This window comes from Nocardia sp. NPDC041819 (genome assembly GCF_055590505.1).
On the sequence record NZ_JBVJAP010000063.1, the window covers coordinates 1 to 1,285 of the forward strand.

Annotated in this window: 1 protein-coding gene; it reads left to right on the top strand. The window is 66.6% G+C overall.

Going from position 1 to position 1,285, the window contains the following annotated elements:
• Window positions 1–33: 33 nt before the first annotated feature.
• Window positions 34–1,285: IS30 family transposase (locus ACZ6DL_RS38120; protein ID WP_466058610.1), on the top strand; the 1,252-nt coding region annotated here is incomplete at its 3' end.

A 1,285-nucleotide genomic window follows, 5' to 3' on the forward strand; every position in this document is an offset into this window, starting at 1 on the left:
GTGAATTGATCGGGTTCAACCGGTGGAAGCAACATGCGAGGTCAGGAGGATGTTGTGGGAAGGCCGTCGGATTGGGTGCGGGAGGTGACGGGACGAGCTCCGATGCGGTCGCCGGGGCATCCCGGTCATCAGCGGGTGGTCGAGCGTGCGTTCTGGGACGAGATAGCCGAGGGTGACCTGCCAACGGAATGCGCTGTTGCGGTGGGTGTCTCGCCTGCGGTGGGGACGAGGTGGTTCCGTGATGCTGGCGGGATGTCGCCGTATTCGTGGAGCCCTCCGTCGGGCCGGTTCCTGTCGTTCGCCGAGCGAGAGGAGATCGCATTGTTGCGGGCCCGAGGCAGCGGTGTCCGGCAGATCGCTGCAGCACTGGGGCGTAGCCCGTCGACAATCTCGCGGGAACTACGGCGTAATGCCGCGACCAGGGGCGGCAAGCTCGATTACCGCGCGTCTGTGGCCCAGTGGAAGGCCGAGTTGTTCGCCCGGCGCCCGAAGGTTTCCAAGCTGGTGACCAACTCACGCCTGCGTGACTATGTCCAGCAGCGGCTGGCCGGGCAGATCACCGGACCAGGTGGGGTTGCGGTGGCCGGCCCGCGCACCGGCGCGTGGACTGGCCGGAACAAGCCACACCGGGCCGATCGCCGCTGGGCGCAGGCGTGGAGCCCACGCCAGATCTCCAAACGTCTGGAGATCGACTTTCCCGATGATCTGTCGATGCGGATCAGCCACGAAGCGATCTACCAGGCGTTGTATATCGAAGGGCGTGGGGCGCTTGCACGTGAGTTGATCTTGTGTCTGCGCACCGGGCGGTCGTTGCGGATGCCCCGAGCACGTTCCAAACGTGCGGCCTGGGCGCACGTCACCGCCCCCAGCCTGCTGCGCGAACGCCCAGCGGAGGCCGACGATCGGGCGGTGCCCGGCCACTGGGAAGGAGATCTCATCATCGGCACGGGCCGTTCCGCGATCGGCACCCTTGTCGAGCGGTCGACACGATTCACGATCCTCATCCGCCTGCCACGCGAGCAGGGCTGGGGTGCCGCGGCTCCGGTGAAGAACGGTCTGGCGTTGAGTGGGTACGGCGCCGCATCGATGAACAAGGCACTGGCCGCTGCGCTCAAGCCGATTCCCGCGCCGCTGGTGAGATCGCTGACGTGGGACCGCGGCAAGGAGATGTCGGGGCACGCCGCCTTCACCCGCAAGACCGCGATCCCGGTGTTCTTCGCCGATCCTCACAGTCCGTGGCAGCGAGGCACGAACGAGAACACAAACGGTCTTCTGGAGTGGTCCC